29 protein-coding genes, 2 tRNA genes and 1 pseudogene are annotated in these 24,795 nt (G+C 64.9%); 17 read left to right on the top strand and 15 right to left on the bottom strand.

The window, feature by feature from the left end; all coding sequences use genetic code 11:
- Positions 1-63: 63 nt before the first annotated feature.
- From ACTHNZ_RS19935 to ACTHNZ_RS19915, 5 genes are all read right to left on the bottom strand, one after another.
- Positions 64-990, bottom strand: a complete 927-nt coding sequence (locus ACTHNZ_RS19935) for a CysB family HTH-type transcriptional regulator (RefSeq protein ID WP_440544294.1) — start codon at positions 988-990, stop codon at positions 64-66.
- A 180-nt stretch (positions 991-1,170) separates the two neighbouring features.
- Positions 1,171-2,256, bottom strand: a complete 1,086-nt coding sequence (locus ACTHNZ_RS19930; RefSeq protein ID WP_440544293.1) for a sulfate/molybdate ABC transporter ATP-binding protein — start codon at positions 2,254-2,256, stop codon at positions 1,171-1,173.
- A 22-nt stretch (positions 2,257-2,278) separates the two neighbouring features.
- Complete coding sequence (gene cysW, locus ACTHNZ_RS19925) at positions 2,279-3,145, bottom strand: sulfate ABC transporter permease subunit CysW (RefSeq protein WP_440544302.1); 867 nt, start codon at positions 3,143-3,145, stop codon at positions 2,279-2,281.
- 14 nt (positions 3,146-3,159) lie between these two features.
- Positions 3,160-4,077 (bottom strand): sulfate ABC transporter permease subunit CysT, encoded by a 918-nt coding sequence (cysT, locus tag ACTHNZ_RS19920; RefSeq protein ID WP_440544292.1) that lies wholly within the window; start codon positions 4,075-4,077, stop codon positions 3,160-3,162.
- A 116-nt stretch (positions 4,078-4,193) separates the two neighbouring features.
- A complete protein-coding gene (locus tag ACTHNZ_RS19915; protein ID WP_440544291.1) occupies positions 4,194-5,258 on the bottom strand; it encodes a sulfate ABC transporter substrate-binding protein in 1,065 nt (354 codons plus the stop codon).
- A gap of 201 nt (positions 5,259-5,459) precedes the next feature.
- Between ACTHNZ_RS19915 and lexA the strand changes: the two genes are divergently transcribed.
- From lexA to ACTHNZ_RS19900, 3 genes are all read left to right on the top strand, one after another.
- Positions 5,460-6,107 carry a transcriptional repressor LexA gene (gene lexA, locus ACTHNZ_RS19910; RefSeq protein WP_440544290.1) on the top strand — a complete coding sequence of 216 codons (648 nt, stop codon included), beginning with the start codon at positions 5,460-5,462 and terminating at the stop codon, positions 6,105-6,107.
- Positions 6,108-6,133: 26 nt separating this feature from the next.
- On the top strand, positions 6,134-6,493 hold the full coding sequence (locus ACTHNZ_RS19905) for a hypothetical protein (protein WP_440544289.1): 360 nt from the start codon (positions 6,134-6,136) through the stop codon (positions 6,491-6,493).
- 159 nt (positions 6,494-6,652) lie between these two features.
- Positions 6,653-7,297, top strand: coding sequence for a DUF2939 domain-containing protein (locus ACTHNZ_RS19900; protein ID WP_440544288.1), 645 nt, complete (start codon positions 6,653-6,655; stop codon positions 7,295-7,297).
- Between the two features lie 9 nt (positions 7,298-7,306).
- Here ACTHNZ_RS19900 and ACTHNZ_RS19895 read toward each other — a convergent pair whose 3' ends face one another.
- Complete coding sequence (locus ACTHNZ_RS19895) at positions 7,307-7,804, bottom strand: universal stress protein (protein WP_440544287.1); 498 nt, start codon at positions 7,802-7,804, stop codon at positions 7,307-7,309.
- A gap of 254 nt (positions 7,805-8,058) precedes the next feature.
- On the opposite strand from ACTHNZ_RS19895, the gene nodI reads away from it, so the two are divergent.
- A complete protein-coding gene (gene nodI / locus ACTHNZ_RS19890; RefSeq protein ID WP_440544286.1) occupies positions 8,059-8,973 on the top strand; it encodes a nodulation factor ABC transporter ATP-binding protein NodI in 915 nt (304 codons plus the stop codon).
- A gap of 13 nt (positions 8,974-8,986) precedes the next feature.
- A complete protein-coding gene (locus ACTHNZ_RS19885) occupies positions 8,987-9,832 on the top strand; it encodes an ABC transporter permease (protein ID WP_440544285.1) in 846 nt (281 codons plus the stop codon).
- Between the two features lie 78 nt (positions 9,833-9,910).
- Here ACTHNZ_RS19885 and ACTHNZ_RS19880 read toward each other — a convergent pair whose 3' ends face one another.
- The 3 genes from ACTHNZ_RS19880 to ACTHNZ_RS19870 all read right to left on the bottom strand — a co-directional run bounded on the left by ACTHNZ_RS19880 (position 9,911) and on the right by ACTHNZ_RS19870 (position 12,838).
- Positions 9,911-10,333 carry a hypothetical protein gene (locus ACTHNZ_RS19880; protein ID WP_440544284.1) on the bottom strand — a complete coding sequence of 141 codons (423 nt, stop codon included), beginning with the start codon at positions 10,331-10,333 and terminating at the stop codon, positions 9,911-9,913.
- Between the two features lie 253 nt (positions 10,334-10,586).
- Positions 10,587-11,855 (bottom strand): MFS transporter, encoded by a 1,269-nt coding sequence (locus ACTHNZ_RS19875; protein ID WP_440544283.1) that lies wholly within the window; start codon positions 11,853-11,855, stop codon positions 10,587-10,589.
- A gap of 11 nt (positions 11,856-11,866) precedes the next feature.
- Positions 11,867-12,838 (bottom strand): PRC-barrel domain-containing protein, encoded by a 972-nt coding sequence (locus ACTHNZ_RS19870; protein ID WP_440544282.1) that lies wholly within the window; start codon positions 12,836-12,838, stop codon positions 11,867-11,869.
- 127 nt (positions 12,839-12,965) lie between these two features.
- Here ACTHNZ_RS19870 and dusA point away from each other — a divergent pair, with 127 nt between their 5' ends.
- Entirely contained in the window at positions 12,966-13,964 is a 999-nt protein-coding gene (gene dusA / locus ACTHNZ_RS19865; protein WP_440544281.1) for a tRNA dihydrouridine(20/20a) synthase DusA, read from the top strand.
- 81 nt (positions 13,965-14,045) lie between these two features.
- Positions 14,046-14,121 (top strand) — tRNA-His (locus ACTHNZ_RS19860).
- Between the two features lie 82 nt (positions 14,122-14,203).
- Here the strand turns inward: ACTHNZ_RS19860 and ACTHNZ_RS19855 are convergent.
- The 3 genes and pseudogenes from ACTHNZ_RS19855 to ACTHNZ_RS19845 all read right to left on the bottom strand — a co-directional run bounded on the left by ACTHNZ_RS19855 (position 14,204) and on the right by ACTHNZ_RS19845 (position 15,170).
- Positions 14,204-14,498 (bottom strand): annotated as a pseudogene (locus ACTHNZ_RS19855) (HigA family addiction module antitoxin).
- Positions 14,499-14,511: 13 nt separating this feature from the next.
- Entirely contained in the window at positions 14,512-14,790 is a 279-nt protein-coding gene (locus ACTHNZ_RS19850; RefSeq protein WP_440544301.1) for a type II toxin-antitoxin system RelE/ParE family toxin, read from the bottom strand.
- A 182-nt stretch (positions 14,791-14,972) separates the two neighbouring features.
- Positions 14,973-15,170, bottom strand: coding sequence for a hypothetical protein (locus ACTHNZ_RS19845; RefSeq protein ID WP_440544280.1), 198 nt, complete (start codon positions 15,168-15,170; stop codon positions 14,973-14,975).
- A gap of 179 nt (positions 15,171-15,349) precedes the next feature.
- On the opposite strand from ACTHNZ_RS19845, the gene ACTHNZ_RS19840 reads away from it, so the two are divergent.
- Positions 15,350-15,790, top strand: a complete 441-nt coding sequence (locus ACTHNZ_RS19840; protein ID WP_440544279.1) for a hypothetical protein — start codon at positions 15,350-15,352, stop codon at positions 15,788-15,790.
- A gap of 14 nt (positions 15,791-15,804) precedes the next feature.
- On the opposite strand, the gene ACTHNZ_RS19835 is transcribed toward ACTHNZ_RS19840, so the two are convergent.
- Positions 15,805-16,959: an enoyl-CoA hydratase/isomerase family protein gene (locus tag ACTHNZ_RS19835; RefSeq protein ID WP_440544278.1), complete on the bottom strand. Its 1,155-nt coding sequence runs from the start codon at positions 16,957-16,959 to the stop codon at positions 15,805-15,807.
- A gap of 101 nt (positions 16,960-17,060) precedes the next feature.
- Between ACTHNZ_RS19835 and ACTHNZ_RS19830 the strand changes: the two genes are divergently transcribed.
- Positions 17,061-17,273 (top strand): hypothetical protein, encoded by a 213-nt coding sequence (locus ACTHNZ_RS19830; RefSeq protein ID WP_440544277.1) that lies wholly within the window; start codon positions 17,061-17,063, stop codon positions 17,271-17,273.
- A 22-nt stretch (positions 17,274-17,295) separates the two neighbouring features.
- Here the strand turns inward: ACTHNZ_RS19830 and ACTHNZ_RS19825 are convergent, their stop codons facing one another.
- Together ACTHNZ_RS19825 and ACTHNZ_RS19820 are read right to left on the bottom strand one after the other, a co-directional pair.
- Entirely contained in the window at positions 17,296-17,634 is a 339-nt protein-coding gene (locus tag ACTHNZ_RS19825) for a DMT family transporter (RefSeq protein ID WP_440544276.1), read from the bottom strand.
- Between the two features lie 3 nt (positions 17,635-17,637).
- A complete protein-coding gene (locus tag ACTHNZ_RS19820) occupies positions 17,638-18,135 on the bottom strand; it encodes a heme-degrading domain-containing protein (RefSeq protein WP_440544275.1) in 498 nt (165 codons plus the stop codon).
- A 133-nt stretch (positions 18,136-18,268) separates the two neighbouring features.
- On the opposite strand from ACTHNZ_RS19820, the gene ACTHNZ_RS19815 reads away from it, so the two are divergent.
- The 8 genes from ACTHNZ_RS19815 to ACTHNZ_RS19780 all read left to right on the top strand — a co-directional run bounded on the left by ACTHNZ_RS19815 (position 18,269) and on the right by ACTHNZ_RS19780 (position 24,738).
- Positions 18,269-18,345 (top strand) — tRNA-Met (locus ACTHNZ_RS19815).
- 411 nt (positions 18,346-18,756) lie between these two features.
- Complete coding sequence (locus ACTHNZ_RS19810) at positions 18,757-20,154, top strand: L-lactate MFS transporter (protein ID WP_440544274.1); 1,398 nt, start codon at positions 18,757-18,759, stop codon at positions 20,152-20,154.
- A 12-nt stretch (positions 20,155-20,166) separates the two neighbouring features.
- Positions 20,167-20,304, top strand: coding sequence for an MFS transporter small subunit (locus ACTHNZ_RS19805; protein ID WP_440544273.1), 138 nt, complete (start codon positions 20,167-20,169; stop codon positions 20,302-20,304).
- A gap of 158 nt (positions 20,305-20,462) precedes the next feature.
- Positions 20,463-21,008: an NUDIX hydrolase gene (locus tag ACTHNZ_RS19800; protein WP_440544272.1), complete on the top strand. Its 546-nt coding sequence runs from the start codon at positions 20,463-20,465 to the stop codon at positions 21,006-21,008.
- Positions 21,009-21,037: 29 nt separating this feature from the next.
- Positions 21,038-21,775 (top strand): leucyl/phenylalanyl-tRNA--protein transferase, encoded by a 738-nt coding sequence (gene aat, locus ACTHNZ_RS19795; protein WP_440544271.1) that lies wholly within the window; start codon positions 21,038-21,040, stop codon positions 21,773-21,775.
- A 74-nt stretch (positions 21,776-21,849) separates the two neighbouring features.
- The gene (locus ACTHNZ_RS19790) at positions 21,850-22,632 is read left to right on the top strand and encodes an arginyltransferase (protein WP_440544270.1); all 783 of its coding nucleotides are present in this window, start codon (positions 21,850-21,852) and stop codon (positions 22,630-22,632) included.
- Positions 22,633-22,797: 165 nt separating this feature from the next.
- A complete protein-coding gene (locus ACTHNZ_RS19785; RefSeq protein ID WP_440544269.1) occupies positions 22,798-23,841 on the top strand; it encodes a quinone-dependent dihydroorotate dehydrogenase in 1,044 nt (347 codons plus the stop codon).
- Positions 23,842-23,937: 96 nt separating this feature from the next.
- Positions 23,938-24,738: a cystine ABC transporter substrate-binding protein gene (locus tag ACTHNZ_RS19780; RefSeq protein ID WP_440544268.1), complete on the top strand. Its 801-nt coding sequence runs from the start codon at positions 23,938-23,940 to the stop codon at positions 24,736-24,738.
- Positions 24,739-24,795: the final 57 nt, after the last annotated feature.

The following is a 24,795-nucleotide window of genomic DNA, read 5'->3' as shown; positions in this document are numbered from 1 at the left end:
CGGCGAACGCGCCGACCGCAATGACGCAAGCGGAACCGCACGCCCGCCGCATGGCCTGCCGTGCTACGCCGCTTCGCGCAACTGCCCTGCCATCCCCGCCTCGGTCAGTTGCGGCGCGAACATCTCGATGAACCGGTAGGCATACGCGCGCATGAACGCGCCCTTGCGCAAGCCCACGCGCGTCGTGCTGCCCTCGAACAGCTGCTGCGTATCGAGCGCGACGAGTTCCGCATCGCGCTTCGGGTCGTAGGCCATTGCGGCGACGATGCCGACGCCCATGCCGAGCTCGACGTAGGTCTTGATGACGTCGGCATCGATAGCGGTCAGCACGACGTCCGGCAGCGCCCCGATCTTCGCGAACGACGCGTCGATATGCGAGCGGCCCGTGAAATCGCGGTCGTAGGTCACGATCGGGTACTCGGCAACGTCCGCGAGCGTGACGTTCGCGCGGCCGGCGAGCGGGTGATGCTTCGGCACGACGACGACGTGATGCCACGAATAGCAAGGAAACGTGACGATCTCCGAGAAGCGGTCCAGCGCTTCCGTGGAGATCGCGATGTCGGCTTCGCCTTCGAGAAGCATTTGCGCGATCTGCTGCGGGTTGCCTTGACGCAGCGCGAGCTGCACTTTCGGGTAGGCGCGCGTGAATTCACGCACGACCTTCGGCAAGGCGTAACGCGCCTGTGTGTGCGTCGTCGCGACGACGAGATGGCCTGTGTCCTCGTCGGCGAATTGCCGGGCGACGCGACGCATGTTCTCCGCATCGAGCAACATCCGCTCGATCAGCTGATGCACCTCCTTGCCCGGTTCAGTGAGTCCCGTGAGCCGTTTGCCTCGGCGCACGAAGATGTCGACGCCGAGCTCGTCCTCGAGATCCTTGATCTGCTTCGACACGCCCGATTGGGACGTGTAGAGCGCATTGGCAACCTCGGTCAGGTTCAAGTTGCGGCGCACCGCTTCGCGCACGAAGCGCAGTTGCTGAAAGTTCATGCGAGCCTCTCTTCGACAAAGCGCGGGTGTGTAGTCGATCCATGCAAGCCGGCGCGGGCCACGCTCCCGCATCCGCTTGCCGCGCAGCGCCGGCCCAGGCCAGCGCCGCACGCGCTTCATGTTCGTGACGTGAGTAATTTCAGCGATTTCGCTGACGTCACCGCTTTCATTGCGGCAACGTCATTGCGGCAACGCAAAGGCTCGCCACGCCTTCGGCACGACCGTCACGCCGTCGCCCTCGCGCACACCGAGCGCGTGCCACGCGTCGCGTTCGAGCTCCGCCTCGAGCGGTCCTGCCGCACCGGTCAGTTCCACGCGCACCGAGGCGCCGCGCACGATCACGCGGCGCACCTGCGCATCGATCCCGTCCCCCCGAGCCGCGCGCCGTGGGTGGATCTCGAGGTCGTGCGGACGCACGAACGCGTGAGCGGGCGCCACGCTCTGCGCCCCGGGCTGCCCGGCGATGCCGATGCCGTCTGCGGCAAACGGCTCTCGCGCGCCTTCGGCCACGAATCCATGCGGCGAGAGGCGCCCATCGAACCGGTTCGCGGCGCCGAGAAATGCGTAGACGAAAGGCGTGCGCGGATCATCGTAGACGCCCTGCGGGCTGCCGGTCTGCTCGACGCGTCCCCGATTCATGACGACGATGCGGTCGGCCACGTCGAGCGCCTCTTCCTGATCGTGCGTGACGAAGATCGTCGAAATCGCCAGTTCGTCGTGCAGCCGGCGCAGCCAGACGCGCAGCTCTTTGCGCACCTTCGCGTCGAGCGCGCCGAACGGCTCGTCGAGCAACAGGACGCGAGGCTCGACGGCGAGCGCCCGCGCGAGCGCGATCCGCTGCCGCTGGCCGCCCGACAGCGCCGACGGGTACCGCTCGGCGAGCGGCGCCAGTTGCACGAGCGCGAGCAGCTGATGGACGCGTTCGCGAATCGCCGCTTCCGAGGGCCGCTCGCGGCGCGGCTTCACGCGCAAGCCGAAGGCGACGTTCTCGAACACCGTCATGTGGCGAAAGAGTGCATAGTGCTGAAACACAAATCCGATCTGGCGTTCGCGCGCATCGAGCGCACCGACGTCGCGGCCGCCCAGGATGACTTCGCCGGCATCGGGCGTTTCGAGCCCGGCGATCACGCGCAACAGCGTAGTCTTGCCGCAGCCCGAGGGGCCGATCAGCGCGACGAGCTCACCCGGTGCGAACTCGAGCGAAACGCCGTCGAGCGCGGCGAAATCGCCGAAATGCTTGGTCAAATTGCGAACGATGATGCCCATCGAAACGCTCCTCGTCGAAAGGTCAGCGGCGCGCGCGCGCATCGGCCGCGAGGCGGCGTTCGGCCACGAGCTTCAGGCCGAGCGTCACGAGCGCGATCAGCGCCAGGACCGACGCGAGCGCAAACGCGGCCGCGAAGTTGTAGTCGTTGTAGAGAATCTCGACCGCCAGCGGCATCGTATCGGTTTGCCCGCGGATATGCCCAGAGACCACCGAGACGGCGCCGAACTCGCCCATCGCGCGCGCATTGCACAGGATAACGCCGTACAGCAGGCCCCATTTGACGTTCGGCAGCGTGACGCGCCGCCACATCTGCCAGGCCGAGGCGCCCAGCACGCGCGCGGCCTCTTCCTCTTCGGTGCCCTGAGCCTGCATCAGCGGAATCAGTTCGCGCGCGACGAACGGAAACGTGACGAAAATCGTCGCGAGCACGATGCCGGGCACCGCGAAGACGACTTGCACGTCGTGCGCGGCGAGCCACGGGCCGAACCAGCCTTGCGCGCCGAACAGCAGCACGTAGACGAGGCCCGAGATGACCGGAGACACCGAGAACGGCAGGTCGATCAACGTCGTCAGCAGCGCCTTGCCCCTGAATTCGAACTTCGCGATGGCCCATGATGCCGCGAGCCCGAAGACGAGGTTCGACGGCACCGCGATGATCGCCACCGTGAGCGTCAGGACGACGGCTGCGCGCGCGTCGGGATCGGCGAGCGAAGCGAGGTAAAAGTGCCCCCCCTTGCTGAGCGCTTCGTCAAAAACGGCAACGAGCGGCACGGCGAGGAAGAGGCCGAGGAACGCGAGGGCGGCGGCCGTCAGCGTCCAGCGAACGGCCGGCGACGCTTCGCGCCGGCGAACCGTGCGGGCGGCAATGGGGCGAGCACCGTCGGCGATCGTGGCGGTGCGGCTCACGGCAAGACCTCCGCCCGGCCGCCGGCCGCATCGCCACCGTCACCGCCGCTAGCCGATGATCGCTTCCTCGCCGCGCCCGCCGCGCTCATGCGGCGCTGCCAGCGCCACTGCAGGGCGTTGATGACCAAGAGGATGAGAAACGAGGCGACCAGCATGACGACGGCCAACGCAGTCGCCCCCGCGTAGTCGTATTGCTCGAGCTTGGTGACGACGAGCAGCGAGATCACTTCCGATTTCATCGGAATGTTGCCGGCAATGAAGATGACCGAGCCGTATTCGCCGAGCGCGCGGGCGAATGCGAGCGCGAAGCCGGTAGCCAGCGCCGGTGCAAGCGCGGGTAGCACGACGCGCGCGAACGTCTGCGCGCGCGTTGCGCCGAGGCAAGCCGCCGCCTCCTCCTGCTCGCGCTCGAAGTCCTCGAGAATCGGCTGCACGGTGCGCACGACGAACGGCAAGCCGATGAACGTCAGCGCCACGAGCACGCCCAGCGGGCCGAACGCGATCTTCACGCCGAGCGGAGCGAACCAGCGGCCGATCCAGCCGTTTTGGGCGTAGACGGCCGCGAGCGAGATGCCGGCCACCGAAGTCGGCAACGCGAACGGCAAATCGACGATGGCATCGACGATGCGGCGACCGGGAAACGGATAGCGGACCAAGACCCAAGCGACGAGCATGCCGAACGCCGCGTTGATGAGTGCGGCGAGCCCGGCCGCGCCGAACGTGAGCCGATACGCGGCCAGCACACGCGGCGCGGTGACGGCGGCAACGAAGCGCGTGCCGTCGAGCGTCGCCGTCTCGAAAAACGTCGAGGCGAGCGGGATCAGGACCACGAGGCTCAGATAAGCCACCGTGAAGCCGAGCGTCACGCCGAATCCGGGCAATGCGCTCGCCTTGCGGAAACCGAAGGTCGTCATGCAAATCGCTCTTACTTGGACAGGGTCGGCCGTACGGGCCGTTGCCGGCTCGCGCCGGTCGTCGTCACCGCACGGCGTCATCGCGCCGCGCTAGGTATCGCGCCCGGCTCCGGGCGCTACTTGGGCTGATAGATCGAATCGAAGATGCCGCCGTCGGCGAAATGCGTCTTCTGCGCTTTCTGCCAACCGCCGAACTCTTCGTCGACCGTGTACAACTTCAGCTTCGGGAACTTCGCCGTCAGCGATGCCGGGACCTTCGGCGAGCGCGGACGATAGAAGTTGCGCGCCGCGATTTCCTGCCCTTGGTCGCTGTACAAGAAGCGCAGATACGCGTCGGCGAGCTTGCGGGTGCCTCGCTTGTCGACCACCTTGTCGACGACGGCCACGGGCGGCTCGGCCAGAATGCTCGCCGAAGGCACGACGATCTCGAACTTGTCGGTGCCGAACTCCTTTTGCGCAAGGAATGCCTCGTTCTCCCAAGCGATCAGGACATCGCCGAGTCCGCGCTGAACGAAGCTCGTCGTCGCGCCGCGCGAGCCCGAATCGAGCACGCCGGCATTGCGATAGAGCTGCGTGACGAATGCGCGCGCACCATCGTCGCTGCCGCCCGGCCGGTGGCGGGCATAGGCCCATGCCGCCAGATAGTTCCAACGCGCGCCGCCCGAGGTCTTGGGATTGGGCGTGACGATCGACACACCGGGCTTCACGAGATCGTCCCAGTCCTTGATGTGCTTCGGATTGCCGTGGCGCACGAGGAACACAATCGTCGACGTGTACGGCGAGGCGTTGTCGGGCAGCCGCTTTTGCCAATCCGCGGCCACGAGGCCCCGGCTCGCCAGCGCGTCGATGTCGTAGGCGAGCGCGAGCGTGACGACGTCGGCCTGCAGGCCGTCGAGCACCGAGCGCGCTTGCGCCCCCGAACCCCCGTGCGATTGCCTGATCGTGACGGTTTCGCCGGTCTGGGCCTTCCATATCGGCGCGAACGCCTGATTGATCTGCTCGTATAGTTCCCGCGTCGGATCATATGAAACGTTCAGCAGCGCCGTATCGGCATGCGCCGGCGCGGCCGCCGCCGTCAGCGCGATCGCCGCGGCCGCGAGCGCGCGACGCCAAACCGCAGTGCCGCGCGGCGCGGCTACCCCGGCGTGCCGCGTCCATGATTTTCTGCTCCAAAGATTCATTCGTTTCCCCGTCGGCGACTGGCGCCCTCTTTTGATGGTCGAGCCAGTCTAGCCAGCGCCCCTTATTCTTAAAACGAATATATCCTCATTTTTTTATGCGATTTTCTGCTAAAGGCTGCGATGCGGGGTCGCAACGTCGGGCTTGTGTTCTGGCGAATACTGTATAAAAATACAGCAACCTGTCTATCCATACAGTGCGCCATGACCAAACTCACCGCAAGGCAGCAGCAGGTTTACGATTTGATCCGCCGGTCAATCGAGCACAGCGGGTTCCCACCCACGCGTGCCGAGATCGCCGCTGCGCTCGGCTTCTCCTCGGCGAACTCGGCCGAGGAACATCTGCGGGCGCTCGCGCGCAAAGGCGTGATCGAATTGGCCGCAGGCGCGTCGCGCGGCATTCGCCTGCTCGCGCCCGATGACATGCCGCACCAATTTTCACTGCCTCATCCGGCCTTGATGCAGTTGTCGCTGCCGCTCGTGGGCCGTGTTGCCGCGGGTAGTCCGATCCTCGCGCAAGAGCATATTTCGCAGCACTACGCCTGCGACCCCGCCCTGTTCTCGAGCAAGCCCGACTACCTGCTGAAGGTGCGCGGCCTCTCGATGCGCGACGCCGGCATCCTCGACGGCGATTTGCTGGCGGTGCAAAGGCGCACCGAGGCCAATGACGGCCAGATCATCGTCGCGCGGCTCGGGGACGACGTCACGGTGAAGCGCCTGAAGCGGCGCCCGAACGGGATCGAACTCATCGCTGAGAACCCCGATTACGAGAACATCTTCGTGCAGGCCGGCAGCGCCGATTTCGCGCTGGAAGGCATCGCGGTCGGCCTTATCCGTCCGACCGAATTCTGACCTTTGAACACGCTAGGGAGACGTCCATGGATCGCCTTGCCCGCCTCATGCCTTTTCGCGCCTTCGGCCGTTTGCGTCATTTGCGCAGCGTCATTCCGTGCCCACCGCTGGAAGTGGCCGACATAGCGGCCGATATCCATGCCGTTCCGCACGGCAACGACATCCCCCGCGCGGGCGCGCAAATGCAGCCCGCTGCACTGCCGGCGTTCGCGCGCGTATCGCTCAGTAGCGCATTGCACGCCGAACCGGCACGGCGAGCGCCCGTGCGCGTCTATCATGGTCCGTCGCGGGTGATTCTCGTCGGCACCATCGACGCCGTCTGCAAGATGATCGATCGATGCATCGACGATGAACGCGCAGGTGCTGCGGCAGCGCGATGCGCTTGAGGTGCGCTTGAGGTGCGCTTGGGCCGCGGTTGAACCGCACTCGAGGCCCGGAGGCCCCCTCGCGCTCGCGCTGTATTCGAACCGCGATGCGGAAATAGGGATCGTTTTGGCGAAGTCATTGTCGATTAGCATTGGACATTGCTAAAAGGCCGACATCAGATGACCTCCCAAACCCGCCCCAATGCTCGAAGGCCGTTGACGGCTACCATCGTCACAGGCGTCGCCATCGTCGTGCTCGCGCTGGCCGTCATGGCCTATGCCTCGCCGTATCTGGTGCTGAGCCGGCTGCGCGACGCCGCCCAAGCGCGCAATTCGGCCATGATCGACCGCTATGTCGACTATCCGGCGCTGCGCGCCAGCCTGAAGGAGCAAGCGACGCTGATGTTGAGCCGGCGCATCGATCGGGAAAAGCTTCAGCATCCGTTCGCCGCGCTAGGCGCACTCGTCGGCATGGCGTTCGTGGGCCCGCTCGTGGACGCCTATGCAACGCCGGACGGCGTCGCTGCGTTGCTCGAGGGCATGCCTCCGCGCGGGCAGCCGGGTGAAGTGCCGCCGTCGGCGAGTGACGAGGCAGCGCGGCAAACGCCGCCATCGCCTGCGCAGGAGGCGCCCTCGTCGCCTGCGCGGCAGGCATCAGCCGCGCAAAGCGCCGAGCCGCGTGGCAAGGCAACCGCCGGGTATCGAGACATGAACACGTTCGCGGTCACCTACACGGCCAGCGCCGCGGGCGAGCCCTACAGCGTCATCTTTCATCGCCGTGGCTGGTTTTCCTGGCAAATCGATGCCGTCGAACTCAATGCTTGAGCGATAGGTTCAGCTTTCCGATGTGCCGGCGGCGGTCGGCGTTGCCTCTTCGACGGGCTCCTGCTCGTGCGCCGTCGAAACGGCGACGAGGATGCTGCACGACACGCGATCGAGCAGATGCGTGTTACCGGCGCCCATCCACCATCGCGACAACCCGCTGCGCGCGCGATGGCCCACCACGATCAGATCGACCTGCAACTGCTCGGCGAGATTGGCGATCTCGTCGATCGGATGGCCGAACGCAAAATGGCCCTGCGCCAGCACGCCGCGTTCGGTCAGCCAGTCCACGCCCTCTTGCAGGATCTCACGCGCGGCATCCTCGAAGCGGCCGCAGGCAACGTCAGTCAGGAGTCCAGCACTTTGCGCAATGCTCGTGCGCATGTCGACGACCGACAGCAAATGTGTTTCGGCCTTCAAGTCGAGTGCGAGATTGGCACCGCACCGCAGCGCTTTGCGTCCCTCGCGGGTCCCGTCGTAGCACAGTAGAATTTTTTTGTAGCTCGCCATGATGGCCTCCCAGCCCGCGCCGATCGCGGTTCGTCGTTTCAATCATGGTGCGACGCATTTAGTCTGGCAAGACTAGGAAAACGCCTAGCCTCGCCCATCTGCGCGCGTGCGCACCCTCGTCTCGATTACACGTCGCGCTGCGCCGCACCAGCATGCGGGCGGCGCCGGCGCCAAGCGATGCAGCACGATGCAATAGAATGGGGTGCTTGCTGCATCGAATCGGTGCGGCACCCCTTCTTCGTCTCATCGTCTTCATGTCCAACGACACCATCGAATTTCATGACGTGGTGAAGCACTATGGCGATCAGGCAGTCGTCGACGGTCTGTCGTTCCATGTCCGCGCCGGCGAGTGCTTTGGCCTGCTCGGTCCGAACGGTGCGGGTAAAACCACGACCTTGAAGATGCTGCTCGGGCTCGTCGAGCCCGACGCCGGCGCGATCGCACTATGTGGGCACATGATCCCCTCCGGCGCGCGCTTTGCGCGCCAACGCGTGGGCGTGGTGCCGCAGTTCGACAATCTCGATCCCGATTTCAGCGTCCGCGAGAATCTGCTCGTATTCGGCCGCTACTACGGCCTATCGGCGAGCAAGACCCGCGCCATAGTGCCGGAGCTCCTCGAATTCGCGCGCCTCGAAAGCAAGGCCGACGCGCGCGTGGGCGAACTATCGGGCGGGATGAAGCGTCGCTTGACGCTGGCGCGCTCGCTGATCAACGATCCGGATGCGCTGATCCTCGACGAACCGACGACTGGGCTCGATCCACAAGCGCGCCATTTGATTTGGGATCGCCTGCGCTCCCTGCTCGCCCGCGGCAAGACTATCTTGCTGACGACGCACTTCATGGAGGAAGCGGAGCGACTCTGCGATCGCCTCTGCATCATCGAGGAAGGGCGCAAGATCGCAGAAGGCGCGCCGCGCGAATTGGTTGAGCAGGAAATCGGCTGCGACGTGATCGAAATCTACGGGCCCGCGCCCGAAGCACTGCGCGACGAGCTCGCGCCGTTCGCCACGCGCACGGAAATCAGCGGCGAAACGCTGTTTTGCTACGTCCGCGACGCGGCGCCTGTCAATGCACGCTTGGCCGGACGCTCGGGCTTGCGGTGCGTGCATCGGCCCGCGAATCTCGAGGACGTATTCTTGAGGCTGACGGGACGAGAAATGCAGGATTGACGGGAACGCAACGATGGATGCTCCTTCCTACGGCACGCGCGCTCGTGCGCGCGGCCCGGCCGAGGCCCGGCAAGCGCGCCGCTGGCGGCTTGCCCTGCCGGCCAACGCGACGAACTGGACCTCGGTTTGGCGACGCAACTACCTTGTTTGGCGCAAGCTCGCGGCCGCCTCGATGATCGGCAACCTGGCCGATCCGATGATCTATCTCTTCGGCCTCGGCTTGGGGCTCGGCCTGATGGTGGGCCACGTCGACGGGGTTTCGTACATCGCCTTCCTCGCGGCCGGAACGGTCGGCTCGAGCGTGATGATGTCGGCCACGTTCGAGGCGATGTATTCGGGCTTCTCGCGCATGCACGTGCAGCGGACATGGGAAGCGATCATGCATACGCCGCTTACGCTCGGCGATATCGTCATCGGCGAAATCGTCTGGGCCGCAAGCAAGGCCGTGTTGTCGGGGGCGGCGATCATGCTCGTCGCCGGTGTGCTCGGCTATGCGCAGTTCCCGTCGATGCTGTTTGCGCTGCCCGTGATTGCCCTGGCCGGCCTCGCATTCGCGAGTCTCGCGATGGTCGTGACGGCGCTCGCACCGTCATACGACTTTTTCATGTTCTACCAGACGCTCGTGCTCACGCCGATGCTGCTGCTCTCGGGCGTGTTCTTTCCGCTGGCGCAGTTGCCCGAGGGCATCCGTCGTGCTGCGATGGTTTTGCCGCTGGCGCACGCGGTCGAGTTGATTCGCGCGGCAATGCTGGGGCGCACCATCGACAGCGCCGTCGTGCACTTGTGCGTGCTCGCCGCGTATGCGATCGTGCCGTTTTTCGTCTGCGCCGTGCTATTCAGACGCCGCTTGATGCGCTGACGCGAGAGCAATCCGCTCGGGCCGTTTGCCCGGCGGCAAAGGACGCGCCGTGAAACGGGCTGCGCCCGCTGCCATGCATCACTCTTCGTCGTCGCTCCACGGGATGTCGACGTCGCTGATGAACGCCACCATCGCGAACGGACGCGCCTCGTGCCGGCCGACCTTGCCGTCCGCACGCTGCCATTCCAGGCGAAACACGACCGATGGGGTATCCGCCAGCAGCCATACTTTGCGGATTTCGTCGGGGTCGGCTTCTTCGACCGGGCCATCGAGCGAGATCAGCAGCGTCTGCGGCCAGAGCCCGCTGTCCGGGTCATAGATGCGCTCACCGTCGGGAATCGACGTGAACGCTTCGACGCCGATCGTGGCGCAGGCATCGACGACCATCTTGCCGAGCGCGTGCAACACGGTGGTAGCGCGCACGGAATTCGCCTGCCTGATCGCGAGATCGCCGCGCGTCAATGCCTGTTCGAGTTTCGGGTGGGTCTTGTGTGTGCCCATGATGGTGTCTTGGCTCGTTCGTTTCTCGGGTTGTTCTTTCCGGCGCCGCAGCAGCGCCAACCAATGGACGAATCGTACCACCTACCACCCCGACTTCCTCCGCCCGGGCGAGCGCATCGCGGATGCCTCGCTCAAACGGTCCGCTCGCAAAGAACGGGCATTACTCGAAAGTAGCGTCACGCGGCCGACGGCAAAATGCCCGTCCTCCGGTACCAGACTCCTCCGTCGACGCACCGGCACGACATCGCATCGCCTAAGTTGCCGAGGGCTCGTGGGTGTGCCCGCTCGAATCGGTCTCGGCCGCGTCGCGCGTTTCGGGCAAGGCAGCCCAAACGAGCAGCACGGCGAGCGCGCCGGCCGCGGCCAGCGCCATGAAGCTGACCGTATTGCCGAAACGATCGGAAATGAATCCGGCCGCGAGCGTGCTCAGCGTTGCACCGATACCGGCGGTCAGCCCGAACAACCCGATGCAAAGGTTGTAATGCCCCTTGCCGCCCGCGACGTCGGCGGCGATCAGCGGCAACATGACGCCGAACACGGCCGCGCTGATGCCGTCGAATAGCTGCACGGGCACGAGCAGGTACGGGCTCGACACACCTGCGAACAGCAGCGCGCGCACGGGCAGCGCCGCGAACCCGAACACGAGCAAGGGACGCCGCCCCCAGCGCTCGGCCGATCTGCCGACCCAAGGCGACATCGCCGCGACCACCATCTGCGGCACGATGATGCAGGCCGCGATGACGAGTTGCACGTTGTCGGTCATGTGCGCCGTGACTTCACCGGCCGCGAGATTGAGCATGGCCGCGTTCGACAAGTGGAACAGCGCGATGCAAGCGGCAAAGATGAGGACGCGGCGATCGCGCAACAGCGATGCAATGCTCTCGCGATGCTCCGGTTCGACCGCGGCGGGCATCGGCGCAGGCCCGGCCGCTGGCGCCTCGGATTCCTTCGGCGTGCCGAGCGCGGCGCGGCCCGTATTTTCGATCATCACGAGCGCGATCAGCGCCGGCACCGTCAACGCAGCGGTCAGCCAGAACACGGCGCGCGCCGACGAATACTCGCCGAACGCCCCCATTGCCGCAGCCGCGAACGCGCTGCCGATGGACGCGAAGCGCGCATTGCGGCCCAGCCGATCGCCCAATGCGTGGCGGCCGACGAGCGCGAACGAAATGGCCGCGATCGCCGGCGTCAGCATGCAGCTCGCGAAGCCATGAAAGACCTCGGCGGCGAGCACCGGCAGCAGCGTCGGGCTCGCCGCGAGCAACAGCGCGCACGCCGCGATCGCGATGATCGCGGCGGCGCCCGCACCCTTTTTGTTGCGCAAAGCGTCGATGAGCGCGCCGGCCGGCACCTGGCTCAACATGGCCGTGGCCGTGCCGACGCTCAAGGCGACGCCGATCTCGCCTTGCGTCCATTTGTTGGCTGTCAGATACGACGCGATGAATGGCCCGAACCCCGTCTGGACGTTCGCCAGAAAAAAGTTCAGCCAATCGAGCGCGCGAAGACTTCGTTTGATTGCCATCTGCGCGTTCGTTACCTTGTAGGCTGGGTGGCCGACGCAGCCGCGTCGGCCGCGGCCGGCGCGACGGCGCGTACCGGGCGGTTCGGCTCGTAGGGAGGCGCCGCGTTGACCTGCGCATCCGACAGATCCGTTTGCAGCGTAAGTGCGCCGTCTTTTTGCACGATATGCAATGCCGACCAATCGGCCGCGATGCTGCGGCGCTCGTGGATCAGGCTCCCCACATCGACGACGGCCGCCTGCGGCGCGCCGCGATTGTCGATCAGCACGTCGACGACGCGGCCGACCCGCGTTCCGTTGCCCCGCTCTGCCGTGGCATCGATCACACCGAGCCACTGCGCATCCTTCGGGCCCGCCCCGGCCGGCTTGCCGGCGGCATTGTCCTTGGCTTTCGCGGCCGCGGCCGCCGGTGCTTCGCCGGCCGGAATCGCGAGCGTAATCGGTGCCTTGTGCTGGCTGGCGTTGAAGCGAAAATCGCTCCACGGGAAGCGCATCTTGCGATCGCCGATGCCGAGGAAGCCGGCTAGATTGACCAACATTTCGCGCGGCTTGCCGGCGGCGTCGACGAACATGTCGATGGCGCGTCCGATGACCTTGCCGTCCGGCCGCTGCACGCGCGCGTCGAGCAGGCCGTGCGTGTCGTCGGCCGCCAGCGCGCGCGTGGTGATCAACGGCGGCGGCGCCGCGGGCTTGGCGGGTGGCGGGGGCGGCGCCGGGTGAGGCTTGGGCGGCGGCCGATACGCGGGCTTGGGTGCAACGCGCTTACGCTCGGGCGCTTCCGGCGCAGAGGCCGCAACGGGCGCGGAGGCTTGCGGTTCGGAGGCCGGCTCCGGCGGAGCGGCTTCGGGCTCCGGCTCCGGGGCCGGCTGCTCGGGCGGGGGCGCGGGCGGCGGCGCGAACCACGTACTGCAGCCGGCGAGCGTCGCCAGCAGCAAGACGAGAAGAAGGCGCCCGGCGAGGCGCTGACGGCACGATCCGTCGCTCATTGACCAAAGCTCCTATATGGCAGGCAGCATGCCCGGCGGCGACTGCAAAACATGCCGCCGGATTTCGCGCGGCCTCCATTCTAGCGGCTGAGGTAAAATTACGGGCTTGCCGTTCGTCTCATCCGCCATGTCGCCACGCCCTTCCCTCAGTCCTCGCCGTGTGTCCGTCGCCCCCATGATGGACTGGACCGACCGCCACTGTCGCTACTTCCATCGGCTGATCTCGCGCCATACGTGGCTTTATACGGAGATGGTGACGACCGGCGCCCTGCTGTTCGGCGATGTTGCGCGCCATCTCGCATTCACGGCCGACGAAGCGCCCGTCGCGCTACAGCTCGGCGGCAGCGAGCCCGGCGATCTGGCCCGAGCCGCCAAGCTCGGCGAGCAATGGGGCTACGACGAGATCAATCTCAATTGCGGCTGTCCGTCGGAGCGCGTGCAGCGCGGCGCGTTCGGTGCTTGCCTCATGAAGGAGCCGCTGCTCGTCGCCGATTGCGTGCGCGCGATGCGCGACGCCGTGTCGGTACCGGTGACGGTCAAGCATCGCATCGGCGTGGACGCCGTGGAGGATTACGCCTTCGTACGCGATTTCGTCGGCACGATCGCGGATGCGGGCTGCGAAGTCTTCATCGTTCATGCGCGCAATGCGATCTTGAAGGGTCTATCGCCGAAGGAGAATCGTGAGATTCCGCCCTTGAAGTACGACTATGCCTATCGGCTCAAGCGCGACTTTCCGTCGCTCGAGATCATCATCAATGGCGGGATCAAGACGCTCGATGAAGTCGAGCAGCACCTGCAGCACGTCGACGGCGTGATGCTCGGCCGTGAGGCCTATCACAATCCGTTCGTGCTGGCGGATGTCGATGCCCGCTTTTACGGTGGCGATGGCGCGAAGACGCGCGAGCAAGTGGAGGCGGAGCTCATCGACTACTGCGCCGAAGAACTCGCTAGAGGCACGTTCCTCGGCGCCATCACGCGCCATGCGCTGGGGTTGTATCACGGCGTGGCCGGCGCGCGCGGATGGCGGCGCGTGCTTTCCGACAGCAAGCGGCTCGCCGAGCGCGATCTGTCGATTTTCGAGCAAGCGCGCAGTCATCTGCGGGCACCGAGCGAAATTGTCGGCTGAGGGGGCTAGGCAAGCAGCAATTCTATTCGTATAATCTCGCTTCTTCGTTGGCGACGCCGGTGAAGAAACGAAGTACCAGTGGTGGCTGTAGCTCAGTTGGTAGAGTCCAGGATTGTGATTCCTGTCGTCGTGGGTTCGAGTCCCATCAGCCACCCCAGAGAGATTTCGCAAAAAAGCCCAGTTCTGCTGACTGGGCTTTTTGCTTTTTCGACGCTCCGCATAGGGCGCCGAATAAAAATTCACGCCGCTAGCCGCTTGGCCGGTCTTACTTTCGCCGTGCTCCGCTGCTCCGCTTGCCACAAATCATATTGCAACTGCGCGCGTAGCCATATCTCGGGACTTCCTTCGAGCCACTGCCCCAACCGAATCGCCATTTCAGCGCTGATAGCCGCGCGTCGCGTTCAGTACGCGCGACAATGGGACGCGAGACACGCCCAACTGCTCAGCCGCTTCAGTCACGCTCAGGCCCAAGGCAGGCAACACGTCCTCCTTGAGCGTTTCTCCGGGATGCGGCGGATTATGCATGCGCATCATGATTCTTAGTTTCCTAGTGGTAATCCTGGTAATCGACAATCTCGGCATCCTCCCCCACAAAGCGGAAAGTCAGCCGCCAACTCGCGCTTACCCACACAGACCAATATCCGGCCAAGTCGCCCTTCAACGGATGTAGCCGCCAGCCAGGGATGTCCATTTCCTCGGGCGTTCTCGCGACATTCGACATCGCAAGCTGCCGGGCCAGCCTATCAGCTTGGTCGGCGCGGATACCCGCCTTGCTGCCCGTTTTGAAAAACCGTTCAAGCCCCTTGTGAGCAAAGCTCCTGATCATCGGCGTTGTATCTCGTAGCGTTACACGATTCAAGACCGGATTCCGTTCGCGATGTCCGGTCTCTGCGTCTGCCAGTCCTTCGGCGAACGAATCGTAACGACCACGGCCGCTGCGTTCAGCACAACCCCGAAAATATAGGACGAGTCTCCGCCCCTCCGGCGGCGCAACCCGGCGCACGCCGCCTAGTCGCAATCGCCGGACAGATATTGGCGTCCGTCACAAGTGATTTCGATCACGCCGTCGCCGTTCTCGTCAACCAGGCCCGCGCCGAGCAATTCGGCCGCGATCGACGTCGAGACGAGCGGAGGCGTCTGGCCGACACCGACTTCATTCAAGCGCCGCAGCGCCTCGACGGCTTCGGGACTCAAAGATTTGGACATGGCCCCTCCTCTTCGCGCGCGTTTCGTTCATTAAATTTAGCACTTTCTGATCGCCGCGCCGGACCCTCGCCGGAACCATGCCCGCCTATAATGTCGCTCGTTCCGATTTCCGCGAACCCGCCCGCGTCTACCGGATACGCCTGACGAGGCCGGCCCCGAGTGCGTTCGCGAGCAACTCCATGCAAAAAATCATTCTGCCTTTCGTGTCGGGATTTCTCGCTTCGCTGTTTTTCCGGGAAGCGGCGCTCGGCTTGCTGCATGCGGCCGGCTGGATCACCGCGACGGGCTTTTCGACCGATCCGTTCGCTCCGCTCGAGTTGCCCGAATTCATCGCCAATGCGATCTGGAGCGCAGCGTGGGCCGTGCTGATGGCCTGGCTGCTGCGCGTTGCACCGGAGCGCGCGGCACCGTGGGTGCAAGCCTTCGTCTTCGGCGGCATCGTCCTGACGGCAGCGCGCGTGTTCATGGTCGATCCTGCTCGCGGCATCTGGCCGAGCGGCAACATGCTGCCGCGCCTCGCGGTGGGCTTTGCCGCGAATGCCGTATGGGGCTGGGGCGCGCTCGTCTTCATGCGCGCCTTCATGCGCCCCGCCGACGGCGATGAGCCGCTAGGCCACTAGCCTAGTACCCGCATCTACCCGATCAGTTGACGCAGCGGATGTGTGTCGGGCGTCCATGCGCTGACGAACATATGCTCGACTTCCGCGCGCGTCACGTCCTCGATGCGCGCAATGCGCCAGACGGGCCGATCGTCTTTGTCGATGATGCGCGCGCGAACGCCTTCGATGATGTCGCCGTGATCGAAGATCGAGCGCGTCAAATCCAAATCGCGCCGGAGGCAATCGGACATCGGCCCTTCGGCTCGAGCGACCACCTCGAGCGACACGGCCATCGACAGCGGTGAGCGCTCGCGCATGACCCCAATCGTTTCCTGCGCCCATTCGCGCGCGCCGGGCTCCGTTTCCGCCTCGAGCGACGCAACGATGCTGGCCACGTCGGGCTGAGCAAAGTGCCGGTCGATCCACCACCTCATCGCCGCGAGCGAAAGCACGGCCGGGCGGCCGCCCTCGCCCTGGCGCACGAGCGGCGGCGCGGCTCGGCTGACGAACCCTTCGAAGCAAGCCAGCACGTCCTTCGCGTCGGTCAATTGGGCTGTGCTCAGCGCGTCGATCAGGGGCGGGATGGCGGACGTGTCGAGATAGGCATCGGCCAACCCGGCATACAGCGCATCGGCCGCATCGATCGTTGCGCCCGTGACCGCCAGATAGCGCCCGATCGCTCCCGGCGTGCGGGCGAGGAACCAGCCCGAACCGACGTCCGGAAATAGCCCAATGCGTGTCTCGGGCATGGCCATCTTCGTCGTTTCGCTGACGATACGCAGGCCGCCCGTGCGATGTGCGCCCTGGGAAATGCCCATCCCGCCGCCCATGACTACACCGTGCATCAGCGCGACATAGGGTTTGGGGTACGTGAAGATCGCGTGGTCGAGCGAGTATTCCTCGATGAAGAACGCGTCGCGGGCGGCGACGTCCGAGCGGCGTCCGGCCTCGTAGAAGTAACGTACGTCGCCGCCCGCGCAGAAGGCGCGCGGATGCAGGCTGCGCACGACGACGGCGAGTACGCGTGGATCTTCGCGCCACGCATCGAGCGCGGCATGCATCGCGCGAATCATTGGTAGGGACAGCGCGTTGAGCGCCTGGGGCCGGTTCAATTCGATGAAGCCGACGCGGTTGTCGACTCGAGTGCGCACCTCATCGCATTCGGCGAGACTCGGTTCGGGCATGGACATGAGCGGTGAGCAAATGGAGAAAGGCGATAAACGCACAAGGTAGCATGCGCGCGCCTCACGCGGGAACTCGCCCAGCGCCCGTTTCTTGCTGGCGCGGGGCCATGGACCAATACTTTCTCCATGAACACGCCGTTCCGGAGCCCGAGGCCTCCACGGTCTGGTTCGCCTATGCGGAGCGTCAGGGTATCGACGTGCCGCGAGCGATCAGCATATGGGAAGACGCTTCCACACCGGAAGGCGACGCCAGTCGCCAAACGGTCGCGAAAGCCGGCATTCGGGTAGTCGTGGATCCGGGGCGGACCGATACCGGGTGAGGCGAGCAGGCCGCGGCCGCGGTCAATGCGCCTGCATGTTCGAAAACAGATTGAGAACGACGACACCAGCCACGATCAACGACAGGCCCGCAACGGCGGCAAGATCCGGTATCTGACGGTAGAGCACCATGGCCACGAGCGTGATCAGCACGATGCCGACACCGGACCAGATGGCGTAGACGATGCCGACGGGCATCGATTTGAGCGTCATCGACAAGCAATAGAACGCGAGCCCGTACCCGGCCACGACGACGAGCGCCGGCGCGAGACGCGTGAAGCCCTCGGACGCGCGCAGGGCCGACGTGCCGATCACTTCTGCGACGATCGCGATCGCGAGCCATAAATATCCGCTGCCGCGCATCGGTCAAACCTTGTCGAGTGCCAGTTCGACGAAATCGTGCTCGAGTTCCGCGCTGAGCGCTTCGACGATGAGTTCGTGATCCGCACGCTGCGAGAGGCCCGAGACGGTGACCGAGCCGATCACGCCTACGCCTGCCAGCGTGATCGGGAACGACCCGCCGGCCGCTGCGAACTCGGCGGCGGGCAAGCCGTACTTGTCGGCGAGCGTCGCACCCGTCTGCTGCAAGCGCAGCCCAATCGCATACGAGCTGCGGCGAAAGTGGGCGACGACGTTGCTCTTGCGCCGCACCCACGCCGAGTTGTCGGGCGCCGTGCCGTCGAGGGCCGTGAAGAAGAGCGGCAATCCGAACGTGCGGATATCGATGGCGATCGCGTGATTGCGCGCGATCGCCATTTCGCGCAGGAACGCGCCGAGTTTCCAGGCGCGTCCCGCATCGAAGCGCGGAAACACGAGCGTACGTTCTTGATGCGCGATGGCTTGGAGGTCGTGTTCGAGGTTCATGGGACGATTCTAGCGTACCCGATCGAACGGCCGCGTTCGCAAACGCGCCGCGCATTTGCTCGCCATCGTCGGCTACCGACGATAGGTGTTGCGCGGCCTCATGGTTTCCCCTATAATTTCATCTTTCGACGGACGCGGGGTGGAGCAGTCTGGCAGCTCGTCGGGCTCATAACCCGAAGGTCGTAGGTTCAAATCCTACCCCCGCAACCAAGCGCTCATGCCAAGGTAATCAAGCAGTATCAAGCTGCACTCAGGCAGCGAGCAAGCGCCGAATCGAGAAAGAAGCCTGAAGATCAGCGAAGAAGCCACGTTTTACGATGCTTTCGCGATCCATCGAAGCCCGATCCACGATCGGGCTTTTTTGTCGCCTTTTTATCTCCACGCCGGGTTTTCGGCGCACTCCTTCCTACCATGGCATGCATGTCCGTGATTCGGCTCGTCGACGGATCGGCGATTGGCCGCCCTTTATGCATTCCGGTTTCCTATTGCGCACGCCCGTTGGCGCTCATATCGTTGAGCGCGCAGCAAAAAGTAAGATAAGTCGGAATAGTAAGAAATAAGGCGCCGCGCGGCCATCGCCCCATCCGCCTGCCGGCCATCCAACGACTAACGGAGACCCCTGTGAGCACGACCGATTCGACCGACTTCGCCGGCTCGCCGCCCTTCCTTTCCAAGCAAGCGACCCTCGCCAAGCCGGGGTTTTCGCGCTGGATGGTGCCGCCTGCCGCCCTGGCCGTGCATCTTTGCATCGGCCAGGCCTACGCATTCTCCGTATTCAACGGACCGCTCACGAAGGCGATCGGCATCACGCAATCGGCTCCTGGCGACTGGTCGCTGACTACGCTCGGCTGGATTTTCTCGCTGGCGATCGTTTTTCTCGGGCTGTCGGCCGCCTTCGCAGGCAAATGGCTCGAGCACGTGGGGCCGCGCCGCACGATGTTGACGGCCGCCTGCTGCTTCGGCGGCGGATTCTTGATCTCCGCGCTCGGGGTGTGGCTGCATCAAATCGTGCTGCTCTACCTTGGCTACGGGGTGATCGGCGGAATCGGACTCGGCCTCGGCTACGTCTCGCCGGTTTCGACGCTGATCCGCTGGTTCCCCGACCGCCGCGGCATGGCAACGGGGATGGCGATCATGGGCTTCGGCGGCGGCGCGATGATCGCCGCGCCGCTCTCCGTGGCGCTGATGAACCACTTCAAGAGCGCAACGAGCGTGGGCGTGGCCGAGACGTTCGTCGTGCTCGGCATCGCATACTTCATCTCGATGACGATCGGCGCGCTGGCGATTCGCGTCCCGCCCGCCGATTGGAAACCGCAGGGGTGGGTGCCGCCTGACACGGCCCACAAGATGATCACGCGCAATCACGTGCACATCGATCGCGCCCTGAAGACGCCGCAGTTCTATCTCGTCTGGCTCGTGCTCTTCCTGAACGTGACCGCCGGCATCGGCATCCTCGGGCAGGCATCCGTCATGATTCAGGAAAGCTTCAAGAACACCGTCACACCGGCCGCGGCCGCGGGTTTCGTCGGCTTGCTCTCGCTGTTCAACATGGGCGGGCGCTTCGTCTGGGCCTCGTCCTCCGACAAGCTCGGCCGCAAGAACACCTACTACGTCTTCTTCGTGCTCGGCGCCCTGCTCTACTACTTCGTGCCGACTTTCGCCACTTCGGGCAACATCGCGTTGTTCGTGCTCTCCTATTGCGTGATTTTGTCGATGTACGGCGGCGGCTTCTCGACCGTCCCGGCCTACCTGGCCGATTTGTTCGGCACCGCGTTCGTCGGCGGCATCCACGGACGCCTGCTCACGGCGTGGGCTGCCGCGGGCGTGGCGGGCCCCGTGCTCGTCAACTACATCCGCGCCTACGAAGTCGCCCACGGCGTGGCCAAAGCCGATGCCTACACGATGACGGTTCACATCATGGCGGTGCTGCTCGTCGTCGGCTTCATTTGCAACCTGCTCGTCAAGCGCGTCGATGCCGTGCATCACATGAGCGACGCCGAGCTCGCCGCAGAGCGCTAAGGAGATCGAACGATGCAACACGCCACGCAAACGCAAACCTCGCAGCCAACGAGCGCTGTCAGCCTCATCGTATTCTGGGCTTACGTCCTCATTCCGCTGACATGGGGTGTCGTCAATACGCTGACTCAGGCGATGAAACTATTCGGTTGAGTGCCTCGACCCCACGGCACTCGAGCTAGACGAGCCGGGCGGATTCCTCCGCCCGGCTTTTTTTGTTTCGAGCGGCACGACGTCCGAACGCCGGGGCGGTGCGTAGCAGACGGCGCGCCCGGTGATACACTCGCATCACTCCGTTTTGCGCCCTGCCCATGAAATTTTGCTCGATCTGCGGCCAAGCCGTCAGCTTACGCATTCCCCCCGGCGACAACCGCGAGCGCTTCGTTTGCGAAAGCTGCGGCACCATCCACTATCAAAATCCGCGCAACGTCGTCGGCACCGTCCCCGTTTGGGAAGACAAGGTGCTGCTGTGCCGGCGGGCAATCGAGCCGCGCTACGGCTATTGGACGCTGCCCGCGGGCTTCATGGAAATGGGGGAAACGACGGCGGAAGCCGCCGCGCGCGAAACGCTCGAGGAGGCCGGGGCGCGCGTGGAGGTGCAGCACCTTTTCTCGCTCCTGAACGTGCCGCACGTGCACCAGGTGCACTTGTTCTATCTTGCCCGCCTGCTCGATATCGACGTCGCGGCGGGCGAAGAAAGCCTCGAAGTGCGTCTATTCGACGAAGCGGACATTCCCTGGGACGACATCGCCTTCCCGACGGTCGGGCAGACGCTGCGCTTTTTCTTCGCCGATCGCTCCGCCGGCAGCTACGGGCTGCATACGGGCGACATCTTCCGTTCGCTGCGTGAAGGCTGATCGCACAGCGGCCGCCTTCGCTTCCTAGCATGGTCCCCTGGCTCGGCCCCGACGACCCGTTTCCGCCCGTCGAGCGTGCGCTCGGCCAGCACAGCGGCGCGCCGGGCTTGCTCGCCGCGAGTTCCGATTTGATGCCCTGGCGGCTCGTCGATGCATACCGTCACGGCATCTTCCCTTGGTATTCGGACGGCCAGCCCGTTCTATGGTGGAGTCCCGATCCGCGGATGGTCCTGCTGCCGTGCGAATTCAAGGTTTCGCCGTCGCTGCGCAAAACGCTGAAACGCGTCCTGCGCGATCCGCGCTGGGAGATCCGCGTCGACGCCGACTTCCCTGCCGTCATGCGCCGCTGCGCGCAAGCGCCGCGGCGCGGCCAGCGCGGCACCTGGATCACCGCCGAGATCATCGACGCTTATGCGGCGCTGCATCGCGTCGGCGAGGCGCACAGCATCGAGACCTGGCTCGACGGCCGGCGCGTGGGCGGCCTCTACGGGGTTTCGCTCGGCCGCATGTTCTTCGGCGAATCGATGTTCGCGGAGGTGAGCGACGCCTCGAAAATGGCGCTGGCGGCCCTTGTCGGACACCTGCGCCGTCACGAAGTAGAAATGATAGACTGCCAGCAAAACACGCCGCATTTGGCGTCCCTCGGTGGACGCGAGATAGCGCGCAAGACGTTCGTGTCCCACGTGCGCACCGCCGTGTCCGCGGCTCCGATCCCGTGGCGCTTCGACAAAACGGCGCTGCTCGAAGTCGTGCCGCATGCGGTGTAGGTTGATGCGGGTGCCGCTCGCCGATCGATCGAGGCGGCCCGCAAGAATAACGGACAATGCATCGAGAGCCGCCGATGACTCACCCGAATGAGCTGCCGCTTTCACCGCTTTCCGCACTGCAGTTTTACGCTACCGCGCCCTATCCCTGCAGTTACCTGGAAGGCCGCATCGCGCGCTCGCAAGTCGCGACGCCGAGCCATCTGATCAATTCCGACGTCTACACGGATCTCGTCAAAGCCGGGTTCCGGCGCTCCGGCGTGTTCACGTATCGGCCTTATTGCGAGGGTTGCCGCGCCTGCGTGCCCGTGCGCGTCCCCGTGGCCGCATTCACGCCGAGCCGCACGCAGAGGCGGTTTTGGAAACGGCACGGGACGCTCGCCGCCTCGGTGGCCCCGCTGCACTACGAAGAAGAGCACTACGTGCTCTACATGCGCTACCAAGCCGCACGCCACGCCGGCGGCGGCATGGACCGCGACAGCCGCGATCAATACGAGCAGTTCCTTTTGCACAGCCGGATCAACTCGCGCTTGGTGGAGTTTCGCGAGCCGCCCGACGCGCCGCGCGACGCCGGCGTGCTGCGCATGGTCAGCATGATCGACATCCTCGGAGATGGCCTGTCGTCGGTCTACACGTTCTTCGAACCCGATGCGCCGCACGCGAGCTACGGCACCTACAATATCCTCTGGCAAATCGAGCAAGCACGGAGCCTAGGGTTGCCGTATGTTTATCTCGGCTATTGGATACGAGAGAGTTCGAAAATGGCATACAAGGCGAATTTCCGCCCGCTGGAAGGCCTCGTGGACGGGCGTTGGGCGCCGCTCGCGCTCGCGCCGCCCCCTACGGGCGATGCCCGGTGAAGCGCGGGATGCAGGGCATGATGCACGATGGCGGCCGGGATCGAGACCGTGGTCGCACGGGGCTTCGAACGCCGGCGCAACTGCCGCCCAACTGCCGCGACGGACGGCAGTGCCGCCGAAACCGCTAAAATAGCCGGTTATCTTTTTCCGCCCTCGATCGTACAAGTGCTCAGTTCCCTTTACCCGCTCGTCCGCTCCCGCCTCTTTCGCATGGATGCGGAAGACGCCCATCACCTCACGCTCGGCATGCTCGGCGCCGCGGGCCGCACGGGGCTCGCCCGCTTGCTGGCGCCGCACGTGCCGGATTTGCCGCGCACCGTGATGGGCATCGCCTTTCGCAATCCGGTCGGCCTCGCGGCCGGGCTGGACAAGGAAGGCGCCTGCATCGACGGGCTTGCCGCACTCGGCTTCGGCTTCATCGAAGTCGGCACCGTGACGCCGCGCGCGCAGCCCGGCAACCCGCGCCCGCGCATCTTCCGCTTGCCGGATGCGGGCGCGCTGATCAACCGCATGGGGTTCAACAACCGCGGCGTGGATCAATTCGTCCGGAACGTCCAAGCCGCGCGCTATCGAGGGCCGCTCGGCCTGAACATCGGCAAGAACGCCGACACGCCGATCGAGCGGGCAGCCGACGATTATCTGTACTGCCTCGAGCGCGTCTATCCGTTCGCGAGCTACGTCACGATCAACATCTCGTCCCCGAATACGAAGAATCTGCGGCAGTTGCAAGGCGCGAACGAACTCGATGCGCTCATCGGCGCGTTGAAGGACAAGCAGCAGCGTCTAGCCGACCTGCACGGCAAGCTCGTGCCGCTCGCGCTGAAGATCGCGCCCGATCTCGACGACGAGCAGATCAAAGCGATCGCCGACACGCTGCTGCGCCACGGCATCGAAGGCGTGATCGCAACGAACACGACGCTGTCTCGCGCAGCGGTCACGGGCATGCAGCATGCGCACGAAACCGGCGGCCTGTCGGGCAAGCCCGTGTTCGACGCGTCCAATGGCGTCATTCGCAAGCTGCGTGCGCAAGTGGGCGACGCGGTCGCCATCATCGGTGTCGGCGGCATCGCATCGGGCGAGGATGCCGTGGCCAAGCTCGAGGCCGGTGCATCGCTCGTGCAGCTCTATACGGGCTTCATCTACCGGGGCCCCGCGCTCGTGAGCGAATGCGTCGAGTCGATCGCCCGTTCGCCGGTCGCGCGCATATAGACATAAACAAACCATATTTATGATCCGATTGTAATTTCGCTATCATTGCCGCACAGGCGAAAGCACTCGGGGTGCTTTGCAAAGGAGACTGAAACCATGAAGTTTGCGACGTTCAAGAAGATCCTGACGGCCGGTGTCATCGGCATGACTTTCGTGGCCGCCACGGCGCACGCGGAGGATCTGCTCGATCAAGTCAAAGCGCGCGGCACGCTGCGCATCGGCTGCGAAGGCACGTTCCCGCCGTTCGATTCGAAGGCCCCGAACGGCGAGCTCGTCGGCTTCGACGTCGACATCGCCAAGGCCGTCGCGGCGAAGCTCGGCGTGAAGCCGGAGTTCGTCACGACGGAATGGAGCGGCATCATCGCGGGCCTGCAAGCAGGCAAGTTCGACGTCATCGTCAACCAGGTGGGCGTGACCGATGCGCGCAAGCAGGCGCTCGATTTCTCGCCGGGCTATACGTTCTCGGGCGCCGAGCTGATCCAGCGCAAGAACGACGATCGCCCATTCAAGTCGCTCGACGACCTGAAAGGCCATAAGCTCGGCGTCGGTCTCGGCACGAACTACATGGATATGGCGAAGTCGGTGCCGGGCATCGACGTCAAGACGTATCCCGGTGCTCCCGAATACCTGAGCGATCTCGCCGCGGGGCGCATCGACGCGGCGCTGAACGACCGCTTGATGGTTGCCTACCTGATCAAGACGAATGCGCAGTTGCCGCTGAAGGCCGGCGCCATGGTCGGCACGGGCAACCCGTCGGCGATTCCGTTCAAGAAGGGCAATCCGAAGTTTGCCAAGGCGATCGACGACGCGATGACCCAATTGGAAGCCGACGGCACGTTCACCAAGATCTCGGACAAGTGGTTCGGCATCGATGTGACGAAGCCCATCTCCAAGTAAGCGGCAAGCTCCACGCTTCAGCGCACGAGGGCGGCATCGCATAGATGCCGCCCTTCG

This window comes from Trinickia sp. (genome assembly GCF_051953955.1).
In the GTDB taxonomy this organism is placed as follows: Bacteria; Pseudomonadota; Gammaproteobacteria; order Burkholderiales; family Burkholderiaceae; genus Trinickia.
This window is presented reverse-complemented; position numbering and strand designations above follow the sequence as displayed.